General features: G+C 44.0%; 11 protein-coding genes. 10 read left to right on the top strand and 1 reads right to left on the bottom strand.

The features are described 5' to 3' along the window. Positions 1-17 precede the first annotated feature (17 nt). The 8 genes from CU635_RS03830 (at position 18) to CU635_RS03790 (ending at position 13,637) form a co-directional block, all read left to right on the top strand. A complete protein-coding gene (locus CU635_RS03830; protein WP_101575858.1) occupies positions 18-1,511 on the top strand; it encodes a carboxylesterase/lipase family protein in 1,494 nt (497 codons plus the stop codon). 1,510 nt (positions 1,512-3,021) lie between these two features. Further along, entirely contained in the window at positions 3,022-3,669 is a 648-nt protein-coding gene (grpE, locus tag CU635_RS03820) for a nucleotide exchange factor GrpE (protein ID WP_180955572.1), read from the top strand. Beyond that, complete coding sequence (locus tag CU635_RS03815; protein WP_101575856.1) at positions 3,656-5,515, top strand: Hsp70 family protein; 1,860 nt, start codon at positions 3,656-3,658, stop codon at positions 5,513-5,515. Before grpE ends, CU635_RS03815 begins: the two co-directional genes overlap by 14 nt. 15 nt (positions 5,516-5,530) lie before the next feature. After that, entirely contained in the window at positions 5,531-6,778 is a 1,248-nt protein-coding gene (locus tag CU635_RS03810) for a J domain-containing protein (protein WP_142382831.1), read from the top strand. Between the two features lie 96 nt (positions 6,779-6,874). Continuing rightward, positions 6,875-9,601, top strand: coding sequence for an MBL fold metallo-hydrolase (locus CU635_RS03805; protein ID WP_101575854.1), 2,727 nt, complete (start codon positions 6,875-6,877; stop codon positions 9,599-9,601). An 18-nt stretch (positions 9,602-9,619) separates the two neighbouring features. Then, entirely contained in the window at positions 9,620-9,868 is a 249-nt protein-coding gene (locus tag CU635_RS23620; RefSeq protein WP_101575853.1) for a DNA-binding protein, read from the top strand. Between the two features lie 753 nt (positions 9,869-10,621). Then, positions 10,622-12,091 carry a protein adenylyltransferase SelO gene (locus CU635_RS03795; RefSeq protein ID WP_101575852.1) on the top strand — a complete coding sequence of 490 codons (1,470 nt, stop codon included), beginning with the start codon at positions 10,622-10,624 and terminating at the stop codon, positions 12,089-12,091. Between the two features lie 451 nt (positions 12,092-12,542). Next, a complete protein-coding gene (locus CU635_RS03790; protein ID WP_101575851.1) occupies positions 12,543-13,637 on the top strand; it encodes an NAD(P)-dependent alcohol dehydrogenase in 1,095 nt (364 codons plus the stop codon). Between the two features lie 348 nt (positions 13,638-13,985). Here the strand turns inward: CU635_RS03790 and CU635_RS03785 are convergent, their stop codons facing one another. Continuing rightward, positions 13,986-15,140, bottom strand: a complete 1,155-nt coding sequence (locus tag CU635_RS03785; protein ID WP_101575850.1) for an MGDG synthase family glycosyltransferase — start codon at positions 15,138-15,140, stop codon at positions 13,986-13,988. Positions 15,141-15,296: 156 nt separating this feature from the next. Between CU635_RS03785 and CU635_RS03780 the strand changes: the two genes are divergently transcribed. Together CU635_RS03780 and CU635_RS03775 are read left to right on the top strand one after the other, a co-directional pair. Further along, on the top strand, positions 15,297-16,715 hold the full coding sequence (locus tag CU635_RS03780) for an MFS transporter (RefSeq protein WP_180955571.1): 1,419 nt from the start codon (positions 15,297-15,299) through the stop codon (positions 16,713-16,715). Positions 16,716-17,033: 318 nt separating this feature from the next. Further along, the gene (locus tag CU635_RS03775) at positions 17,034-18,098 is read left to right on the top strand and encodes a bifunctional transcriptional activator/DNA repair enzyme AdaA (protein ID WP_101575849.1); all 1,065 of its coding nucleotides are present in this window, start codon (positions 17,034-17,036) and stop codon (positions 18,096-18,098) included. Positions 18,099-18,136 lie beyond the last annotated feature (38 nt).

The following is an 18,136-nucleotide window of genomic DNA, read 5'->3' as shown; positions in this document are numbered from 1 at the left end:
TGAAGGAGGTAATACACATGAATACAGTTGTCAAAACACGGCATGGTGAGGTGCGTGGCATTGTTGCCGATGGAGTGTTCACTTTTAAAGGTATTCCCTATGCAGCGCCATCGTTTGGTCCCAATCGGTTCCTGCCACCACAGTCAGTCGAGCCCTGGAACGGTGTACGAGACGCCATCACCTATGGTCCGGAGGCACCCCAGCTGCGCCCTGACCCGCAGGCTGCGGAGCTTGCCCCAGATCCTGCCGTCCCTGGTGAGGACTGCCTGAACCTCAACATCTGGTCCCCCGAGCTAGGGACGGCCGGGCTACCGGTCATGATGTGGATTCCCGGCGGTATGTTCGAGGTCGGATCGGGGGCGTCGTATAACGGCAGTCACTTCGCCCGCGACGGCATCGTATGCGTGACCATCAATTACCGTGTCGGTGTCGATGGCTTTCTCTATCTTGGCGACGGAAACGCCAACCTCGGTTTGCTTGACCAGGTCGCCGCTCTGGAGTGGGTAAGGGATAATATTGCCGCCTTCGGAGGGGATCCCGGCAACGTCACGATCTTCGGTGAGTCGGCTGGTGCGATGAGCGTCGGCACGCTGCTTTCCATGCCCCGTGCCGATGGCCTGTTCAGGCGAGCTATTGCCCAGAGTGGGGCGGCTCATCAGGTGATCTCGGCTGCCACTGCACAGCGGGTTGGACGGTATCTTGCCGAAAAGCTTGGCGTCGAAGCAACCCGAGAGGCAATCACAGAGGTCCCCATCAATCGTCTGCTTGCGGCGCAGGCGGAGTTGAAGGCGGATCTTCTTGCACATCCCGACCCTGAGCGCTGGGGTTTTGAGGTGGTGGCCAGTACGCTACCGTGGCAGCCTGTAGTCGACGGGGAGATCATCCCTGCACGTCCTATTGATCGCATTGTTGCCGGAGCCGGTGCGGGTGTCGATATCCTGGTCGGCACGAACACCGACGAGTGGAGGTTGTTCCTGGTAGCCAGTGGCGCAATCAACGATGTTACCCATGAAGCTTTGGCCGCGGCTGTTGCGGCATACGGACTCCCGGTAGAAGCGACATTGGCCGTCTATAGCGCGGCACATCCGGGCGCCAGTCCCGGCGATCTGCTCGCGGCTATCCAGACTGACTGGTGGTGCCGTATTCCCGCTATCCGTCTGGCCGATGCACATGCGAAGCGCACCTCGGCCACCTATATGTACGAGTTTGCCTGGCGTTCGCCACAGCTCAACGGACTTCTCGGTGCTTGCCATGCGCTCGAGATTGCCTTTGTTTTTGACACGCTCGACAAGGGATTTAAGCCGATGGTAGGGCCGCTTCTGGGAGACAACCCTCCGCAGCAGCTTGCTGACAACATGCATGCTGCCTGGGTTGAGTTTGCCACCAATGGAGACTGCGGTTGGCCGAAGTATGATCTCAACCGCAGAGCAACCATGCGCTTCGATACGACCTCGGTGGTTGTGGACAATCCTCGAGCCGTAGAGCGGGAGCTGTGGGAAGGCGTGCGTTAGGTTTTACTGCTGCCGCATTCCTATACGTAAATTTACCCAATTATAGATGTGTATTATACGAATTAAATATAATCCATAAGGCAATCTTAATTTCCATAGCCTTTGTCGTTAAGCTCGAAACCTATAGAATATAGAAGATAGCTTTTACATCGTATCCTGCTGTAAATTTTGATGTTGTATTTTACGAAGTATTATCATACAAAAATAACAAACAAGCGGTGGAGGTGTGAAAGTGCCAAATATTAAACCGGTTTCTGATTTAAGAAACTATAACGATGTTCTCCGTTCCTGTCAGGTTGGTGAGGCATTGGAGGTCCGAGTGTGAAATTCAAAATCCGAATCAACCCTGTCGCAATAGATGATGTTCAAGAGATAAAGGGAAGGAATTTATAAGAAATAATCGAAAAATAGTAAAGGTTAAGAAATTCGTTAATCTAACAGACTGCAGTTGAGTTGAATAAAATAGTAAAAGCGATTCACTAAGTTTTGTTAAATTAATTAAGTGAAGAACGAATTATTACGTCCGCAACGATTACTACCGGCGAAAAAAAATGACGAAAAAAAAGCAATTACAAACGTTGATGTAAATGCGAGATATACAGCCAGAGATAATTGGAAAAAAAGACGACTCTAAATTCAAAGATCGAATTAGAGTCGTCTTTTTTGATGAGTCAATTGAGAGAATAACGTCAGTTTTTCAGCGGCCTCTTTTTTTGCGGGCGGGCTTCTTAACTTAGACTCCTTGCATGTGGTTTCGATTTATAAAATTCACAAGAACACCCGTGATTTCAATCGTGGGATGAATGGGAATGTATGTTCCTTTTTTAATGGACCTCCCTCACTATTTAGCAGTATAATTTAGGTGGAGGGAGGTAAGATCATGTACAGCACTTATCAAATTAGAATTTAAAAAGGGCATCGATTTTATCGTTACTTTGACGAAGTATGCTTTCATGCAAAAAATTTCTATAATACAGCGAATTTCTATTTCAGACAGATATTCACTTCTTTATTCTAATAGCGAATCATTACATACACACCAAATAGAGATCATGGGACTCGTTGATGAATATTTGCCTATAATGAATCAAATCAAGTTGGAATACGTTGAAAACCGGAGGCAAAAGGAACTCAAAAGGATCTGGAAGAGCGAAAGGCAATAAATGAATCAACCTTTTTTGAAAAACCAACCACAATCAACAATCTTGTAGGTTTTGGCTTTTTGGATGCTCTTTTCAAAGCATCGAGGCAGCCCGATTATCTGTCATTGCCTTGACAGGTGATGAAAGTGGTGTACAAAAATTGGAAATCCTTTTTAATAGACTCAAAGACTATAAACTGAACCCCCATAAATACACAGGCAGGCCTAAATTGCCAAAATACGCGCCCCCAAAGAATGGCCGGAAAGAACGCCTTTTTTCAATAGAATCCCGTTACTTGAGTAATGGAAGGCTCATAACTTAGCATGATACAATTACTATAGAATGATCAGTAATGAGGAGGTCTGCACGTGGGATGGTTTTGGAATAAAATAAGAAAGTCTTCTCCAGAATTGGAAGCGATTGAGCAATTGAGCGAACAGAACAGCCTGCTCAAAGAGCAATGCAGGTTACTTGGCGAACAGATTGCAAAATTAAGCCGGCTTCAGTACAAAACGAGTAAGGATACACAAGAGAAACTGGATCTCTTAAATGAATCCCTCGATTCGGTCATCAAAAAGCAGGAAGCTTTTGACGAACAAAAGCAAGCGCAAAAAGATCGGGACGAAACAAAACTCCAAGAAGCGGCTCAATCATTGATCCACTGGCTGGATGATCTTGATTTGGTTAACTCCCGTTTAACCGGGGAAAACCAGGATTCCTGGAAAAAACTAATGGAACAATGGATTGAACAGCTTTTGGCTCTGCTAACCAAGTTGGAAATTCAGGAGCTGAAAGTGCTGGGGAGCAGTTTTGATTCAAGAGTGGCAGAATCTATTGGAACCGTCTCAAGGACGGAAGCAAAAACGAATAATGATAGAATCGTCACTTCAAAGGCCAATATACCCTATCAAATCGTGGAAGTTGCCAAAAGAGGATTTATCTCGAAAAGCGGTACATTGCTGCGAAAGGCGCAGGTTATTACATTAGAAGAGGAGAATCCAAATGCCGAATCATGAAAATGTTCATTTTCGTCCGATAGTGGGAATCGACTTGGGCACCACAAATTCAGCTGTTGCGCATATCCATAATGGAAAACCGGAGATGATTCTTTCACCAAAAGGGGAAAGGATTATTCCCTCTGTCGTACTGATTGACCTGAAGAATAATGTCATTGTCGGGGAAGACGCCAGATCCGCACTTGTTGCGATGCCAGACCGGTCCGTGAGTGCCATCAAACGAAAAATGGGCCTAAATGAACCTGTGTCGATCGCTGGACAAGCCCTTCTTCCACAGGAAGTATCGGCTCTTATTTTACAAGAACTCAAATCCTATGTAGATGCCATATATGGTGAAGGAGAGAAAGAAGCAGTCATCACGGTTCCTGCCTATTTTACAGATGAACAGCGCAGGGCAACGAAGCAAGCTGGTGAGCTTGCCGGCTTTGTCGTGGAACGGATTATTAATGAGCCAACCGCTGCTGCCCTTGCTTTTGGGCTGGAACATACGGATGAGGACCGCCTGTTCCTTGTTTATGACCTTGGAGGAGGTACATTCGATGTCTCTGTCGTTGAGATGATGAGCGGCCTGCTTGAGGTAAGGGCATCAACCGGGAACCACCGGCTTGGCGGAGAAGATTTTGACTGGAAGTTAGTAGACTTTTTATCTGAGAAAATAGTAGAGGAGAGCGACATTGATCCCCGAAATGATATCAGGGCGACGGCGCTGCTGAAAGAAGAAGCAGAAAAAATCAAGATGCGATTGAGTAAGGATTTTGTTGTGCCAGTTGAGCTGCCATTGGTCACGGTAAAGGATAATGAACCAGTTGGCATTTCAACGGAGATTACACGTGAACAATTTGTTGGTTTAATCGATGGGCTCCTGCTTGAAACGATGGAGAGTGTAAGCAGTGTCCTCAAGGATGCCCAGATCAGCCCGGCAGATATTGAAGAAGTGCTGCTTGTCGGCGGCTCGACCAGAATACCGAGGGTTCGGGAACTGATTCAAGACATGTTCGCCAAAAGCCCGAGAACAGATGTAAATCCTGATGAAGCAGTCGCGCTGGGCGCCGCTGTCCAGGCTGGATTAAAATCAGGAGCTTTATCTGACAGCGGCCTTGTCGCTACCGATGTGGCCCCGTTCTCCATGGGAATTTCGGTCCTGAAAGAATGGATGGGCCTCACCAAACGTCCCGGCGGCTTTGCACCCATAATTCCACGAAATACGACGATACCTGTGACAAGGACGGAAAAATTAGGCACATCTGCACCGGGGCAGACGGAGGTCGCCATCGAGATTTTCCAGGGCGAACATGAATGGGTGAAGTATAATCACAGGTTGGGAGAATTTTTGCTTTCCGGGATACCGGCGAACTTCGACAAGCAGGAAGAAATTGACGTAACCTTCCGATATAACCTGAATGGAATCCTTGAGGTATCCGCAAAGTGTGTTTCCACAGGAAAAGAGATGAGCGTTATCGTCCAGGACGGATTGCAGCGCGATTCACAGAAAGCCTTTCAGGAAAGTGTCCAACGCCTTGAAGACTTATGGAAGAACGCGGATCAGGATTTGGACGATGAAGAATTAATAGATGCAGATTGGGAAGAGATGGAGGATTTATTGGATGACACAGAGCTGGACGAGTTCGATATTGACAATGAGCAGGCCCCGTCCGTCCTGCATGAAGAGGCAGTCCAGCTTCGCGAACGGGCTGTGAAAATGATGGCTGAGCTTGATGCTGATGGCCAATCCAAGGCTCGACAAGTTATTAATTCCCTGGATCAGGCGATTGCGGGGGATGATCTTGAGCATTTGCGAAATGTTATTGATGAAGCAACTGACGCCTTGATCGATTTGGAATTGTAAGGGAGGGGCATTATTGTGGAAACAACTAAAAAAAAGCGCAAAAGACAGGGCAAGCCGAAGGTAGAGAATCTGTATAAAATTCTCGGGGTTCGTTCCAATTCCAAGCCGGAAAAAATAAAACAGGCTTATATCCAGCAGGTAAAACAATACCCGCCGGAACAATTTCCCGAAGAATTTCAGCGGATCAGAAGGGCATATGAAACTTTGCGCGATCCCTTAAAGCGGGAAGAGTATGATTTGATGCGGAAATACGGCGGTTCCCTGGAAAAAATGATGGAGGAAGCCGTAGAATGTATGGAACAGGAGAATTGGGACCAGGCTGAAAAAATGTTTTCCAATATTTTAAAAATTGCTCCGAAAGCGGTCGGTGCCCGAATTGGCTTGGCGCAAATTCAGCTTAATAACAATGATCTGGATGCATTTGATAAGCAAATGGAAATCCTCTTCGAAGAGGCTGATTCTGTCGAGAATAAGGTGAAGTCGCTTGCAATCAAGGCAAAAGTGCTTAACGATATGGACTTTCCCGAAAAAGCGCTTGACGTGTTGATCCTGCTGGGTGAACGTTATCCTGATCATTTAGATGAGTACAGATTTATGTTCATACAGGTCTATCAAGCTTTAGGGCGGGGGGAAGACGCTTTAAAGATGATCGAATTGGAGCTGCCGGCACTGGAGACGCAGGAACCTGATCACATATTCATTTTTATTGAATGGGTTAACGCCATGATTGAACTGGGGAAGTGGCAGCTCGCTGACAAAATCCAAAAGCGGGTCAGAAAGTTTTTAAAATCCTTAAAAGATGAAGATGATAAATTGATGGCAGCGAGCGCCTTAATCAGTGAGTATGAAGGCTACTATGGGGTGGGTGCTTTCAGGGAAGCCAAGTTCTATATGGATTTGCTCTATGCCCTTGATCCGAAGCATCCTTTAGTTCGGCACAACAGATCAGAAGTGCAGGAGCTCGCACGGGTCCAGAAGGAAATGGGCCGCATGGCAAAAGATGATGAGCTGTTCCCGCTTGTTTCAATACAGGCGATGGAATGGTTTGTGGAAGAATTCAGTGATAATGCAATATTTCCAGATATGATATCTCCGGAAATATTACAAGAATTTAATTTTATGGATGAGGAATATGCTGCAGGAATCAAACGGCTGAAAAAGAAATATCCCCTTACCTACCGGCGTTATCAGGAAGAATGGGAAGAGTTGTATGAAGAAAAAACTTCCGGATTAAACCGGGAAGCCCGCCGACGGTTAAAGTAAATTCTTGATTAACTAAAGGGTGCCTGACCCCCTGTTACGTGACACGAACCGGGGGTCAGCACGATTTGACAAGGCACAGCAGAAAAGGAGATAACAATGAAAGTGAGTATATTAGGTGGTGGCAGCGAGGTTGGAGCTTCCTGTCTGCATATCAATATGGCGGATACAAATCTATTAATTGATGCGGGGATGAGGATGCATGGGGATGAGTTGCTTCCTGCCCTGGGAATGCTGGACAGCCTTGGAAAACCGGATGCCATTTTGGTAACGCACGCCCATGCAGACCATATTGGCGCACTCCCTGTTGTCCATTCACTTTTTCGGAAGATCCCGATTTATGCAACACCTCCAACCGCAGATCTTATGAAAATAATGATGAAAGATTCATATAAACTATTAGAACAGCGATCCCGTGAGGCCAATACTTTGCCTCCATATACGGAAGAACAGGTAAACTCCCTGCTGGATTCGTTGCTTCTTTTTCCTGCGAGCGGGACGTTGCGGATTGGTAATGTAAAAATAACCAGCTTTCGTGCCGGCCATATTCTGGGGGCGGTCATGTTTCTCATTGAAGGAGAAGGAGAAAAGCTGCTTATAACAGGTGACTTGAGCTTCAAAGCGGGCCGGACCATTCCGGGTGTCCAGGTTCCCTATGATATTCAGCCGGATGTGGTCATTATGGAGTCCACTTATGGGAACCGGGCCCATACCGACCGGAACACAGAGGAAAGACGTCTTGCCGAGCATGTTGCGGAAGTGGTTGCCGGAGGGGGCTTTGCGCTTATTCCCGCTTTTGCTCTTGGACGGGCACAGGAGATTTTATTGATTCTGCAAGATTACATGGAAAAAGGGCTAATCCCGGAATTTCCTATCTATGTAGATGGCCTTGTGACACCAATCAGCAGGATTTATAAAAATTATCCCCATTTTTTAAAAGGGCCGGTAGCCCATCGCATTTTGAAAAACGGCGATGTATTTTTAACGGAAGGCCGATGCAAGGCTGTTCAGCCAAAAGAACGCGATCAGGTGCTTAAGGGCAAGCCTGGATGCATTGTTGCATCATCCGGCATGCTGACGGGCGGGGCCAGCTCCTGGTATGCAGAAAGGCTGGTATCCGATGAAAAAAACGCGATTTTTATCACCGGCTACCAGGATGAAGAAAGTCCAGGTAGAAAACTGTTAAACCTTGCCGATGGCATTGAAAACCAGCTGAAATTAAACGGGACAGTCTATCAAGTAAGGTGCCGCGTTGGAAAGTATGGTTTATCCGCGCATGCCGATGCACATGAAATGAACCGTTTTATCCAGGCATTAAAGCCTACTTATACATTGCTTGTCCACGGCGATGATGATGCAAGGGTCCAGCTGGCAGATTTAATTGACCCTAGGTTCCATCCGATTTTAGCAGAGAATGGCGAGTCTTACCCGTTCGCAAAACGGGCGTCAGGAAAAGGTTCAACTGGCAAAAGATATAGGGCAAACGATGAAAGCATGAAGCTCAGGGAAAAGATTGGCAGCCTTATACTCTATCAGCCTGAAAATGAAAACATTTTTAAGCTGGCAATTTGCACAGGCATTCACCCCAAAACAAACTCATTTATTTGCCAGACACTTAAAGGAAAGCAGCTCAGGCTCCATGCGGACCAGGTTACAGAAACGATTGACAGCTGGAACCGGTCGATGGAGGAACTAAGAGAGGCGGCTGGAAACGTTTTATCCTTTGTTCGGCCTTTTCTTGAAAAAATAAATTGGAGTTCTCTGCCCAATCAAACTCTCACCCTTAAAGATATTTATACTGCGATTCAAATTAGCAGCCTACGGGAGAAACTGGCTGTAGCATTGGCTCTGCAAGGCATTCCATCTGAAAACCGTATTAATAATCAAGACGGCACAAACAATTATAAATTCGACGCAAAAGTTAAGCAGCAGCTGGGCTCAATGGAGTTGCCGATTCAGGGAATTAAACATAATCCCACTGCAGCAATGGAAACCGTCCGAAGGCTCTTGGCCGATAATCCACGGTTTATACGCTGCGGTGTGGATGAATTAGGAACTGATGAAGAAAGGCTTACGGTCTACTTTGATTTTCCAGATGCTGTGCCAGAACGTGAGAAAAGTGAACTTTATGATTTGATCAGGAAGGAAACAGGTTGGGCAGCCAGCTTTTCAGATTCTGTCCGCCAGGATCTTTTGCAAACCCGGCTCATAAAGCTTCTGGGCCGTTCAATTGGTTCCCCCTCCATACACTTAAATGACCGGATAGTGGCTGTGGCGGTTGACAAGCCAAACGATGGCGATAAGATCATTGATAAATTTAAAGAAGAAACTGGGTTCACCCTGCAATTTAATATGGGATCTTCGACGTCTTCTGCCAACAATTTCGATGAAATCATTCAATCCAATATTCGTTCAAAACGCCTTGAAAATAACCAGGCGATTGAAGAAGCGAAAAAATGGGCGGCGGACCGGGGGATAACCATCTATAAAACGGGAATAAAACAACAAGATGGACAATGGGTGATGGAAGTCCACTTTATCTCACCAGAAATAGCCATGGAGCATGAAACCGACTTGGAGGAACTATCCTACCGAATCGGCATGCCGGTTACGTTTGCAAAAAATCCGAAGCAAAACGAAATCATCCGCCTGACACTTGAAGTTATTCCAGAAACTTGGGAATTAAAGAAAAATCCTTCGGTTCATATCGATAAAAAGACAGTTGCTATAAAACTGGCGTCGTCGCCGGACGATAGAGATATACAGCAAATTAATGATCAGCTGAAAAAAGAAACTGGGTACGCTTTGGAAGTTAATTTTTTATAGAGGAAGGAGGTTAGAACAATGAAGCTTGGTTCAGAACAACGCCCGATTATTGTAAAGGTTCAAACAGATGAGAAAATAGGCACCATTACTAAAATATGTAAACATTTCGGCTGGCGTTTTATTATTGGCATAGAGCCTATGGAAGATTTGACAGATCTGAGGGCTGCATTGAAGGATGCATTGACGCCTGGAGATGTGTACAGTCTATGTCCTTGTGGAAGCGAAAAAAATATAAGTTTTGCTGCGGAAAAAAATGAAAAACTTTGATGTGAATGAATACATCAGGAATTTTCAGTTTAAGGAATCGTAACAGGCGCGCACAGAAAATGAAAAGACTGTGTATTAGTGCGCCGTCTAATTTGTGACAAAATCTATGCTAGTCCTAATGGCTTTTCGTTAATTTGGAGCAGAATATTGCAATGCAGGTAGAGGTATAATACCGCCCCATTGCTTAAAGTAGTTATAGTCGCCTTTAGTGTAGTGTCTGAGAAAAGTAATCCACACATGTGGGTGCGTTGCGTGGACACAGGGCCAATAGCCCTTGCTTTAAGCGATATACAGGGTTTTGCCTAATAACAAAGTATGTTTTTGTGTTCCCTCAGACTGAAGGTTTGAGGGAATTTTTTATTAGGGTTTTATGAGCGTTATATAATATATACATTTACACATAATTAATACTTTTGTGTGCCTGTTTTAAAGAATGCGTTTTTAAGATCATTTCCACATTATATGAAGTATTGAAGCGCACAGTTAAGAATATAGGGAGTAACGGAGGTGGAGGTCGCTTCCATGTTTTTAGCCCTAAATCTCGGATTTCAGTACATACCTTCAAAATATTAAAGGGCTTCATCCTTGTGTGGAAAGGGTATAATAAATTGGAAGAAGTAGACATTATAAAGGGCTGCCTTGTGCTGATATGGAAAGCAGACAACTAAAAAATTATAAAGAATGCCTATGATTTTTGTTTTATGTAAAAGTAAAATTAGGATACAGAAAGAAAAAAGAGGAAAAGGAGATACGATGACAAAAGAAATAAAAGAAACAGGATGGAACTTTGACAATAGTTATGCCCGTCTGCCGAAATCATTTTTTACAAGTCTTAACCCTACCCCAGTACGCTCACCGAAGCTGATCATTCTCAATGATTCACTGGCAGCATCGCTGGGTTTGAACGCCGAGGCGCTGCAAAGCGAAGATGGCGCAGCTGTGCTTGCTGGAAACCGGATTCCTGAAGGTGCTTTGCCTCTTGCTCAAGCTTATGCGGGGCATCAATTCGGGCATTTTACGATGTTAGGGGACGGCCGGGCCCTGCTGCTAGGCGAGCAGATGACTCCCCTGGATAAGCGGTTTGATATTCAACTTAAGGGATCAGGTAGAACGCCATATTCCAGGGGGGGCGATGGTCGAGCTGCACTTGGTCCGATGTTGCGCGAATACATCATCAGCGAAGCAATGCATGCGCTAGGTATTCCTAGCACCCGCAGTCTGGCGGTGGTGACTACCGGTGAGTCAGTAATCCGCGAAACTGCCCTGCCTGGTGCAATTCTGACACGGGTGGCTGCCAGTCATCTGCGCGTCGGCACCTTTCAATACGCTGCAAAATGGGGCACAGTTGAGGAACTCCGAATCTTAGCTGATTATACACTAAAGCGCCATTTTCCAGACGTTGAAGCTGATGAGAGCCGGTATCTTTCGCTGCTTCAGGAAGTAATCAAGCGTCAGGCCGTCCTGATTGCCAAATGGCAACTGGTTGGCTTTATCCACGGGGTGATGAACACCGACAACATGACCATTAGCGGAGAAACCATCGATTATGGTCCTTGCGCCTTTATGGATGAATATGACCCGGCTACGGTATTCAGTTCCATTGACATTCATGGCCGCTATGCCTATGGCAATCAGCCGAATATTGGGGGGTGGAATCTCGCGAAATTTGCTGAATCCCTATTGCCGCTGCTGCATGCAGACCAGGAGGAGGCTGTCCAACTGGCCCAGGATGCGATTTCAGAATTTCCGGAGTTGTATCACCATAATTGGCTCGCAGGAATGAGAGCAAAATTGGGGATATTTAACGAAGAGAAACAGGATGAATCCCTTATTGAAGACCTCCTCAGTATGATGCAGAAGCATCGTGCGGACTATACCAATACCTTCCGCGCATTAACTTTTGATAGACATGAGGATACGGTCCTGTTTGGGACCCCGGAATTTGCTCAGTGGCATGAGCTGTGGCAGGAAAGGCTGGGCAGGCAGGAGCAGTCGAAAGCCTCCTCGAGTCAGTTGATGCGGAACAGCAATCCTGCGGTAATCCCTCGGAACCACCGGGTAGAAGCAGCACTGGAAGCCGCAGTGAAACAAGGAGACTACAGCGTGATGGAAAGGCTTCTTGATGTTCTTTCAACTCCTTACGGGCACTCCCCAGAACAGGCTGAATACGCCACACTGCCTGCGCCATCAACCCGTCCTTACCGAACCTATTGCGGGACATGATACTACAAGCTAGGGATGGTTCTATCTGCTTTTCTCAACCAATTTGACGCCTTGTCATGGTTTACTATTAGTGCAAGATAATGCTACCCCTTTACTTGAGGTAGCATTATTTTAGTTTATTATTTCTTCTGTTCACCTATTTGGTAACTTTACCCTCATTTTTTATGGTGAAAAGGGATAGGTTTCTTGGTCAATATAGTGACTAACGAAGCAGGTTTGTTTAGGGAAAAGGATGCCACAGTTGAAAGAAAATAGCTATGTTCAATCTCCAATCTTTTATATTCAAATATCCCTTTTCTTAAATGATTACTGACGCACTTTCTTGAACATACTAACGATGAAGATTCAAAAATTGTTAACATCTCTACAGAATCAGAAGTGATAAAAAGAGGTAATCTTTATATAAGCTATTATTATAGTGATAAAACATTTACCACCTAGGAGGGAAATTATGCAAACTAAAGCTGCAGTCACATTCGGTAGCGGGGAACCATTTGAAATCACAGATATTACTATTGATGAGCCACAAGCAGGTGAGGTATTAATCCGTATTGTTGGAACGGGGATTTGCCACACGGATATCCTTGCACAGACCCAAGCATATCCCGTCCCTCTTCCTGCTGTTCTAGGTCATGAAGGGGCTGGTGTTGTTGAAAAGGTAGGATTGGGTATTACGCACATCGCACCAGGCGACCATGTTGTACTGTCGTATAGTTCTTGTGGTACATGTGAGAATTGTTTAAGCGGTAAAGCTTATGCTTGCGAATCATTTTATGATTTAAACTTCGGCGGCAGAATGATTGATGGCACAAGCCGATTACATAAGGATGACCAGGACATTTCTAACTTTTTTGGCCAGTCGAGCTTCGCCTATTATGCAGTAGCATCTGCACGCAACGTCGTGAAAGTTCCAAAAGACGTACCGCTTGAAATGCTCGGACCACTTGGATGTGGAGTTCAGACAGGTAGCGGGGCTGTATTAAATAAATTAAAGCCTGAGCATGGTTCAAGCATTGTTGTTTTTGGATGCGGCACTGTTGGGTTAAGTGCGATAATGGGTGCCAATGTAACTAATTGCGGTATTATCATCGCAGTTGATGTCCAAGAAAACCGTCTGGAATTAGCAAAGGAATTAGGCGCAACCCACACAATCAACGCCAAAGATGGTGATGTTTTGGAAGCTATTATGAAAATCTCGCCCAAAGGTGTAAATTACGCCATCGAATCCAGCGGAAGGCCTGATAATACAAGATTGGCTGTTGATTCCCTTGCTGTGTTAGGAACAGCTGTACAAGTAGCAGGGGGGCCAGTTGGGTCAGAAGTAAGCTTAGATATTAATACGATCCTATTTGAAAGAAACCTGAATGGCTTCCTGATGGGAGAAGGCGTTCCGCAAATATATATTCCTAAGTTGATTGAACTGTACAAAAAAGGTAAATTTCCTTTTGATAAATTAATTAAATACTACACATTAGAAGAAATCAACGAAGCAATCCAAGATACGAAAAAAGGCACAACCATTAAACCAATTATTAAGTTTGGGTGACAATTTTATATCACCAGCTATGGATGGTTTGTGACAATTTTTTTCTCGTTAAAAGATTTGTTTAAAGGTGTTGGAATATTAGTATTGAGTATATCTTTCATTTCCTGGGTGTTGCCTGTTTTTAAACAACTAAACGGAACATCAGAAAAAGAATTTGTAGAAGAAACTTTTTAAAAAAGTGACGGTGGATTTAAGGAGATTAATGGACTTAAACTCGATCGTTCTGTTGTAATATAGCCGATGCACCGACTGCCAAAATTCATAACTGAACTATGGCTTAGCTCCACTCGGCAATCAAAGAGTTCTAGGTAGTGGAGCAGGCCAATGCAGTTGTACTTTTGGGTAAGACTACAAGTATTCTTGATAAAAGGAAAGTTCAGTCTCTGCTTCAAAATAATGCCCGTCAACATTTAAAATAAACTCCAAAATATCCTCTGCTGCATGTGCATTTATAAATTTTCTTTGGCTCTTTATAATGTTATTTAGCTTTTCACCATCATTTTCAAGTAATGCGGTTATTGTTTGTTTGATGTCGCTTGGATTCTTGCATATTACGCCCAAATTTGACCTCTCCGCAAATGCAGGATTGTCTTCTTCCTGGCCAGGCAATGCTCCTGTTATAATTAACGGTGTGTTGGAAGCGATCGCCTCAAACATGACATTGGGACTGCCGCGTGTAAAGGCAATGTCAGAAGCAAACATTAAATCTTGAATGTTTTTTGTAAAACCGTATATCTCAACTTTATCTCCATATTGGCCCTTAAGCGAGTGCTCCAGCTTTGCCTTTAGCTTTTCATTTCTTCCTGCAACGATTTTTACTGTGCAATCAAAATGATCGAGCAGATTTTCCGCAATTTTCTTCATGTTTCCTACACCTTCACCACCACTCATGATTAAGCATTTTAAAGGTGCGCCGTCTTTATCACGTACTTTTTTATGTATGCCTTTTCGGAAAAACCTCGAACGTACCGGAAATCCGAGCACTTTTATGTTTTCATCTGGAATGCCATATTCTATACACTTATCCCGCGCTTCAACAGTCGGGCTGATAATGTAATCAGCGCGTTTATCCGCCCAAAGTGGGTAAATGTTTACAAGATCGGCGATAAGGATAATAAAAGGTATTTTAAGATGTTGTTTGTCTAATATATTTAGAACAGAACCGTTAAAATTAGGGTGGACTGATAAAATCAAATCCGGACGTACTTCATCCAGCAATGTTAAAAAGTTATCTCTGATCTGTGATTCTATAAGGCCATTAATTAACGATGGCGTCATAGAAGACAAGCTCCATACCATCTTCCATAACTGCTCCGTATTTCTCGTTATGGGCCCGTAAGACTTACCGATGTTTTGAAGGAGTTGTCCGCCAAGCGAAAAGCCATCTACTACATGGATTTTAACGTCATCGCCAAGTCCGATCTTTTCGCACAAAGATTCTGTTATACTTTTATGTCCATGACCTGTATTGTCGGATGAAATGATGAGTATTTTTTTGCTCATTTTACCAAGCCCTTCATAAAAGACGTATAATCAGATTATAACAAAATCAAAAGTTTGATGCTCGGTTACATAAATTCTTAATACAATATTAATATTTTGGTATGCATTCATGTTATAGGTCTTTCAACACATTGATAAAGGGGCTATAAAATTATTTTGAAAAATACTAATGTGAAAATAATCTATTCTATATTTGTATTTATCGCGTTGGCAGCGTTTGATCATATCATCATTGGGTTATTTCCGCCGCTGTTTCAATATATAGCTGATGATTTAAATGTGCCCATAGCCAGTCTCGGTATTGTTTCAGCTATTAATATATTAGTAACAGCGATTTCTTCAGTTTACTGGGGATATCTTTCAGGTAGATTTAATCGCAAAAGACTTATTATTATCGGAACATTAATTTGGGTCTTATCAGTATTTCTAACATCGATAAGCACCAGTTATATACAGCTACTAATATTTCAGATCTTAACGGGAATAGGTTTAGGATGCATTGCCTCTATTGGATTCAGCGTATTGACAGATTATATCCCGTATCGAAAACGTGGTATGGTTCTGAGCCTTTGGGGCATGGCGCAAGGCTTGGGGGGAATTGCTGGGGCATTGTTGGCTTCTTTAACTGCATCAAACACTAATTGGAGATGGCCTTTTGAATTAGTAGGGTTTATAGGCTTTTTTCTGATTGTCCTCTACCTGTTTGTCAAAGAACCATCAAGGGGGGAATCAGACCCCGAGCTGAAAGGCTTCATTAAAAATGGACAATCCTACAACTATTTTATTGAAGCAAAGCATATATTAGGAATTCTATTAAAGGGCAGTAATGTGTTTCTGTTTTTGCAGGCATTCTTTATGAATATTGCAACAGGAAGTCTCATCTGGATTCCAACCTTATTTATCTTCAAAATCATCCAGCAAGGCTACAGCATGGAAACAGCAGTGATTGCCTCCGGTTATCTTTATGCTATATTTCAGCTTGGCGGGATGATGTCAATTTACTTGGGCCATCTTGGTGATAAACTTCAAAAGAAAACCTTTAAGGGCCGAGCTTATTTAACCGCGCTCTTCGTATTTGTGACGATGCCGCTTTATGTACTTATGTTTTCAGTTCCAATGGATAACCTGTCTTTGCCTAATGACAACAATCCTATATTCATTTTGGTCAGTATCATCAAGCAAATATTTGTGAATCCATGGATGGCCTTATTGTTTGTGTTATCGTTTTTTGCGTCTGCTGCCCAATCTGCCAACACACCAAACTGGCTGGCGCTAATCACAGATGTAAATCTTCCCGAGCATAGAGGTACAGCCTTCAGCGTCGCCAACCTTTTCAACAGTTTAGGAAGAACGATTGGAAACGTAGGAGTTGGTGTTTTGCTAGGTCTCATTTCCGTTCGCTTCCAAGAACCGTACAGCTATATTATTACTTTGTCGATACTGCAAATTTTCCTTATTCCCTCGGCAATATGTTATATAAAAATGGCGAAAAAAAATGTTGCCGACATCAACAAAGTTAAAGAAACACTTAAGGCAAGATCGGAACAAAATAGGAGCCGTGCGTTATCACAATGAATTTCGTTGACAATAGAGACGGAAGCAGATTATGACATAACAAAAACAGGTCGCCCAAATGAGAATTTTTATAAGTAATGCCTATATTCATTATTATTCTTGATCTTTTTGATGAAAATATAATTTTCGTAGAGATCACATCAATAGTTATAGACTTCATTTATAACCAGTTACCATTGATGTAAATCGGTATTTGTCCGACAAGATTCGATGTCTTCAAATGAAGTATTTATAAAAATCAATGCCTGAATTTCGGCGACGGTACTCCTTTTAAGACATTATAATGGTATTAGTTAACCTATCTGAAGGAGGGCGAGCATGATAACTGCAGATAAGAGAGAGTACTATCAAGCCTTGATCGACAAAAATACAGAATACGAAGGTGTCTTTTATGTCGGGGTCAAAACTACCGGTGTGTTCTGCCGCCCGACCTGCCCTGCAAGAAAGCCGAAATTCGAGAACTGCGAATTTTTTGAAAATGCCCAGCAAGCACTGCTGGCTTCATATCGCCCCTGTAAACGCTGCCGACCGTTGTCCCATCCCAATCAGGTCTCAGAACTTGTCCAAAAGCTTGTGGAAGCTGTTGAAGATAATCCCGAGAAACGCTGGAAGGATAAAGATTTTCGGGAATTATCGGTGGATGCATCAACGGCTCGTCGCCAGTTCAAAAAGCGATTTGGAATGACATTCGTTGAGTATGCACGGGCGCGCCGGATGGGTCTGGCGATGAAACAAATCAGGGAGGGTGAGGCTGTGATTGACGCACAACTTTCAACAGGATATGAATCGAGCAGTGGATTTAGGGATGCCTTTTCACGTATTATGGGTGCGGCGCCTACCATGCTCGGATATAATAACATCCTAAAGGCAGCATGGCTGGATACTAAGCTAGGTCCGATGATTGCAATTGCGGACGAGGAATCTCTTTATCTTTTAGAATTTGTGGATCGCCGCGGTTTGGAACGGGAAGTTGAACGTCTTAGACAGAAAACAAAATCAGCGATTATTCCCGGGCAAACAGAACCGATTCAATCGATCAAAAGTGAACTGGATCAATATTTTGACGGCAAACTAACAGAATTCAAAACACCATTATTTTTTCTTGGATCTCCTTTTCAACGTGGGGTGTGGGAACAATTGCGAAAAATTCCTTACGGCCAAACAATATCCTACTCCGGCTTGGCTGCTGCAGTTGGCAAACCATCTGCCTTTCGGGCTGCTGCAAATGCAAATGGTGCAAACCAACTCGCCATCATAATTCCATGTCACCGCGTCATTAATACAAATGGAGAGCTGGGTGGCTATGCGGGTGGCCTGACCCGCAAAAAATGGCTGATTAACCATGAAGCCAAAGCAATAATAGAACATAATAGTGCAGAATAACTTGAAAACGGATAACATAATGTGTAGTGCGTTGCAAA

The sequence above is a fragment of the Bacillus canaveralius genome (genome assembly GCF_002860125.1).
Lineage (GTDB): Bacteria > Bacillota > Bacilli > Bacillales > Cytobacillaceae > Bacillus_BJ > Bacillus_BJ canaveralius.
This window is presented reverse-complemented; position numbering and strand designations above follow the sequence as displayed.